Annotated in this window: 4 protein-coding genes and 2 pseudogenes; 2 read left to right on the top strand and 4 right to left on the bottom strand. The window is 71.0% G+C overall.

What is annotated here, in order from left to right; all coding sequences use genetic code 11:
* The 4 genes and pseudogenes from JM949_RS33350 to JM949_RS33335 all read right to left on the bottom strand — a co-directional run.
* Positions 1-488 (bottom strand): annotated as a pseudogene (locus tag JM949_RS33350) (CDP-glycerol glycerophosphotransferase family protein); the annotation flags it as partial.
* A gap of 32 nt (positions 489-520) precedes the next feature.
* Positions 521-2,037 (bottom strand): annotated as a pseudogene (locus JM949_RS33345) (D-ribitol-5-phosphate cytidylyltransferase).
* Between the two features lie 145 nt (positions 2,038-2,182).
* Positions 2,183-3,001 carry an ABC transporter ATP-binding protein gene (locus tag JM949_RS33340; RefSeq protein ID WP_203152028.1) on the bottom strand — a complete coding sequence of 273 codons (819 nt, stop codon included), beginning with the start codon at positions 2,999-3,001 and terminating at the stop codon, positions 2,183-2,185.
* Positions 2,994-3,887, bottom strand: a complete 894-nt coding sequence (locus JM949_RS33335; RefSeq protein ID WP_203152027.1) for an ABC transporter permease — start codon at positions 3,885-3,887, stop codon at positions 2,994-2,996. The genes JM949_RS33340 and JM949_RS33335 overlap by 8 nt, the downstream gene beginning before the upstream one ends.
* A 178-nt stretch (positions 3,888-4,065) precedes the next feature.
* Between JM949_RS33335 and JM949_RS33330 the strand changes: the two genes are divergently transcribed.
* Together JM949_RS33330 and JM949_RS38170 are read left to right on the top strand one after the other, a co-directional pair.
* Positions 4,066-4,704: a TetR/AcrR family transcriptional regulator gene (locus JM949_RS33330; RefSeq protein ID WP_203152026.1), complete on the top strand. Its 639-nt coding sequence runs from the start codon at positions 4,066-4,068 to the stop codon at positions 4,702-4,704.
* A 125-nt stretch (positions 4,705-4,829) separates the two neighbouring features.
* A partial coding sequence (locus JM949_RS38170) for a hypothetical protein (protein WP_238434347.1) occupies positions 4,830-5,064 on the top strand: 235 nt, incomplete at its 3' end.

Raw genomic sequence — 5,064 nt, 5'->3', positions numbered from 1 at the left:
GCGCCCGCGCCGACCAGCAGGCTGGCGGCCAGCGCCACGCCGGCCGGCAGGGCGAGCGCGGCGGCGAGCGCCAGGGCGGCGAGCAACCCCAACAGGGCAGTGTCGAGCCGGTCGGCGAGCAGCGGGGTCCAGGCGCGGACCGGCAGGTTGGCCGTCCGGATCTCCAGGTTGCCGGCGGTGCGCAGCGGCCCCACCAGCAGCACCAGCCCCAGCAGGACCACACCGGTGGCGACCAGCGCGAGGTCGAGCCCGTCGTCCAGTCGCCGGGCGTAGCCGATCAGAACCGCCGCCGCGATCAGTGTGGTCTCCGCGACGAGGTCGGCGTTGGGCCGGATCCGCTGCTCGACGGCTGCGGCGGCCAACGCGGCGACGGCCAGCGCCAGCCCCCAACCGCTGGCGCCGGTGAGCGCCAGCACGACAAAGGCCAGCACGGCCAACCCGGTGGTCAGGCACCGGGCGGCCAGCTTTCGGACCAGGTCGCCGCGCATCTCGCTCCGTTCGTGGTTCCGCAGCCGGGGCGTCAGTTCGCGGACGCCGCGCCGGTTGGCGCGTCGACCCGACCCGACCCGGCCTGGGCCGGCACGCTCGGTGCGGGCCCGTCGCCGGCGCCCGGCGTACGTCGATCACCTGGCCGGTCAGGTCCGAGATCAGCACGTCCAGGGACGACTGGGCGACGGCCTCCGCGGCGAGCAGGGTGTGCTCCGGCTCCTCGCCGAAGGCCCGGGTGCGCATCGGGGTGGCGGTGCGCTCCGGGTTGATGCAGTTGACCCGGACGCCGACGTCGGCCCACTCGTCGGCGAGCGCCTGGGTGAGGTTGACCAGGGCGGCCTTGGTCGCCGAGTAGAGCGCGTAGCGGGCCCGACCCCGGGTGTACGAGCTGGAGGTGTAGAGCAGCAGTTGGCCCTTGGTCTGTTGCAGGTACGGCAGGGCCTGGCGGGCGATGGTCACCGGGCCGACGAAGTTGACGTGCAGCAGCCGGTCCATGGTCTCCTCGTCCATCTCGGCGAGGGCGCCCTTCTCCAGGATGCCGGCGGTGACCACCACGTGGTCGATCCGGCCGGTGGCCTCGAAGGCGGTCGTCAACGCGGCCTCGACGTCCTCGGCCCGCTCCACGTGGGTGCCGGTGCTGGACCGGCTGAACGGGAAGACCTGGGCGCCGTAGCGGCGGGCCAGCTCGGTCAGCTCGTGACCGATGCCGTAGCTGCCGCCGAACACCACGATGGTGCGGCCGGTCAGCTCCTCGGTGTAGCTGCGGTGGTCGGTCAGCCGGGGTGCCTGCGCCGCGGCGAGCTGGAAGAGCTTGTCCGCCAGGTGCACGTCGACCGGGTGGGTGACCTTGATGTTCTCGTCCGAGCCGTCGATCACCTTGATCGGGGTGCCGGGCAGGTAGCGCAGCACCACGCCGCAGTCGTCGGTGGCGGCGAAGTCCGGGTCGTCCTCGGCGATCCGGTACGCCTCCCGGATGGTGGGGGAGCGGAAGGCCTGCGGGGTCTGCCCACGACGCAGCCGGGAGCGCACCGGGATGTCGGTGATGCAGTCGTTCTCGTCCACCTGGATGATCGTGTCGGCGGACGGGATGGCCACGTCCACGGCGTCGTAGCTCCAGAGTGCGTTCACGCACTCGCGCACGATCCGGCCGCTGAGCAGCGGGCGGACCGCGTCGTGGAAGAGGATGTTGCAGTCCGCCGGGCCGACCGCGTCCAGCGCGATCCGGGTGGTGGCGTTGCGGGTGTCACCGCCCTCGATCACCTTGGTGACCTTGCGCAGGCCGGCCTTCTCGACGATCCGCCGGGCGTCGTCGACGTGACCGGCCGCCATCAGCACGATGATCTCGTCGATCTCCGGCGCCGCCTCGAAGACCGCCAGGGTGTGCTCGATGATCGGCTTGCCGGCGATCTTCAGCAGCTGCTTCGGAATGCCGAGGCCCAGCCGGGTCCCGGTGCCTCCGGCCAGAACCACCGCCACTGTCCGCGCGGGTCGCCACGGCTCCGGGGTCTCCGTTGCGGCGTCCGGGCCAGTGGTCTGGTCCTGCGTCATTGCCGGATCCTCACTCTCAGGAATGCGTTAACGGAAGGTTCCGCCCGAGCGGCGACGGAATGAACCTTAACGCGCGGACCGCGCCGCCCCAACGCGGGCGACGCGGTCCGTGGTGCCGTGTCGATGCCGGCGGTTCGCCGGCACTCTACTTGCTGTTCGCGTAGGCCTCGTATGCCCGGATGACCTCGTCGGTGGGCCCGTCCATCCGCAGGACGCCCGATTCCAGCCAGATCGTCCGTTCGCAGGTGTCCCGGACCGAGGAGAGTTGGTGGCTGACCAGGAACACCGTGCCGGCGCCCTCGCGCAGCTCCCGGACCCGCTGCTCGCTGCGCTTGCGGAAACCCTTGTCGCCGGTGGCGAGCGCCTCGTCGATGAGCAGCACGTCGTGCTTCTTGGCGGCGGCGATGGAGAACCGCAGCCGGGCCGCCATGCCGGACGAGTACGTCCGCATCGGCAGACTGGCGAAGTCGCCCCGCTCGTTGATCCCGGAGAACTCGATGATCCCGGCCGCCTGGTTGGCGACATCGTCGGGATGCATGCCCATCGCCAGGCAGCCGAGGGTGACGTTGCGCTCCCCGGAGAGGTCGTTGAGCAGGGCGGCGTTCACGCCCAGCAGCGACGGCTGCCCCTGGGTGTAGATCGAGCCCCGGTTGACCGGCAGCAGACCGGCGATGGCCCGCAGGATGGTGGACTTGCCGGAGCCGTTGGTGCCGATCAGCCCGATCGCCTCGCCCCGGTACGCGGTGAAGGAGACGCCCTTGACCGCGTGCACCTCCCGGATGTTCGGGGCGTGGGTGCGCTTGACCAGCCGGCGCAGCGCGGCCACCGGCGTGGTGCCCCCGGCGGCGCCCTGGTGCACCCGGTAGATGATGTGTGCGTCGTCCACGACCACTGTCGGGATGCGCTCCTGCGTGCGGGTCACCGTCGCGCTCGCCCCGACGGGGGCGTCGAAGTGCTCAACCACGGCCGTACTCCTGTTCGCCGCGCCAGAAGTAGATGAAACCGCCGATCCCGGCGACCACCGCCCACCCGCCGCCGACCAGCCAGAGCTGGGTCAGCGACTCGTTGAGCAATGGTGCCTCCTCGAGCAGCGTGTAACGGGCCAGCTCGATGTAGACCAGCAGCGGGTTGAACTGGACCAGCGTCGTCGCCCAGCCGGGCAGCCGCTCGAAGAGGCTGACGCTGTAGAGGACGCCGGAGCCGTACATCCAGGTGCGCATGATGAACGGCATGACCTGCTTGAGGTCGGTCGACTTGGAGCCCAGCCGGGCCACCAGCAGCACCACGCCGGCGTTGAACACCGCCTGCAGGAACAGCGCCGGCACCAGCAGCAACCACTCCAGGGTGAGCGGCTCGCCGGTGACCAGCACGATGCCGATCAACACCACCATCGACGCGAGCAGTTGCTGGAACTGCGTCATCGTGGTGGACAGCGGCAGGCTGGCCCGGGGGAAGTGCAGTGCCCGGATCAGCCCCAGGTTGCTGCTGATCGCCTGGGTGCCGGCCAGGACCGCGCTCTGGGTGAAGTTGAAGATGAACAGCCCGGTGGTCAGGTAGGCGATGTAGTTCGGCATGTCGTTCTGTGCCAGCACCACCCCGAAGATCAGGTAGTAGACCGCCGCGTTGGTCAGCGGGGTGAGCACCTGCCAGAGCTGACCCAGCTTGGCGTTGCTGTACGAGGCGACGAGCTTGGCGTTGGCGTACGCGGCGATGAAGTGCCGGTAGGCCCATAGTCGGCGGCTGTACTCGACGAGACTGGGTCGCTCACCGGCGACCCGTAGCCCGTGCCGAGCGGCCAGCTGCGCCTGGGTCAGGCCCGTGTCGGGGTCGACCAGCGCGGTGGTGGCCATGGAAATGGCGCTCCGATCTTTCGTGCAGACGGGTTGCTCGCGACGATCGAATCCTAGTGGGAAATATGCGCGGGGCGCCGCCTCGTCGCTGCGTGGACAGTAGTCCGAAACACGTCGGGACGCAACCGTACCGTCGTTGCGTTAAGCTGATGGGCGTGACCTGCGATAAGAACCCTCGATGACGCCCGACAAGAGGCGGGCTCCGGCCGGGGCGGCGGTGCTCCGCGACGAGATCACCACGGCGATCCGCCGCGCGCTGATGCAGGAGCTCGCCGCGGTCGGCTACGGCCGGCTCTCCATCGAGGCGGTGGCCCGGCGGGCCGGCGTCAGCAAGACGGCGATCTACCGACGGTGGAGCTCGAAGCTCGACCTGGTGCTGGAGATCGTCGCCGCGGCGGCGCACGGCAAGCTGCCCGCGCTGGACACCGGCACCCTGCGCGGTGATCTCGCGCTGCTGTTCCAGGCGGTGGCGCTCGCGCTGCGCCACCCCCTGGCCTCGCAGATCATCCCGGACCTGCTGGCCGAGGCCGCCCGCAACCCCAGCATCGACGCCACCCTGCGACAGGTGCTGCACGCCCGTCAGCAGGAGATCGGCGGCCGGCTGGTCACCCGGGCCGTGCAGCGCGGCGAACTGCCCGCCGACACCGAGCTGGACGCCGCCGTCGACCTCATCGTCGGCCCGCTCTACTGGCGGCTCGCCATCGCCCGTCTCCCGCTCACCGACGGCTACCTCGAGCACCTGGTCGAGTCCGTGGCCGCCGGGCTCGGCGCCGACAGCGTCCTGCCCCGGCCCCGGGAGGCTCCGGTCTCGGGGTGACCAGCACGGCGACACTCCGCCGCCCGCAGCGGCGCTCCCAGTGCCCGATTCCGCTACGCTGCCCCCTTGACACCCGGCCGTCACCGTGCCGACACCCCTCATCCGCCTGACGAGTAAGGACGCCCGTGGCCAACGTCGACAGCATCGCCGTAGCGCCCGCCGATCCGGACCCGAGGTCCCGGCCCGAGCCGGCACCGGGGCGCGTCGACAGTCCCACCGCGATGTCCCGGGCACGCGCGCTGGTGGCCCTCGCACCGGCGGTGCTCACCGACGGCGCCGTGCTCGCGTTCGCGCTCCTTCACAGTGCTCTACCACCTGGCCTTCCTGGGGGACCTGCGGCCGTCGGTGACCTTCCGGATC

This window comes from Micromonospora tarensis (assembly GCF_016803395.1).
Lineage (GTDB): Bacteria > Actinomycetota > Actinomycetes > Mycobacteriales > Micromonosporaceae > Micromonospora > Micromonospora tarensis.
This window is presented reverse-complemented; position numbering and strand designations above follow the sequence as displayed.

Bases quoted from the DNA above. Each gene is read 5' to 3' on its own strand.
- JM949_RS33335 (WP_203152027.1), bottom strand. From the start codon at position 3,887: ATGGCCACCACCGCGCTGGTCGACCCCGACACGGGCCTGACCCAGGCG.
- JM949_RS33330 (WP_203152026.1), top strand. From the start codon at position 4,066: ATGACGCCCGACAAGAGGCGGGCTCCGGCCGGGGCGGCGGTGCTCCGC.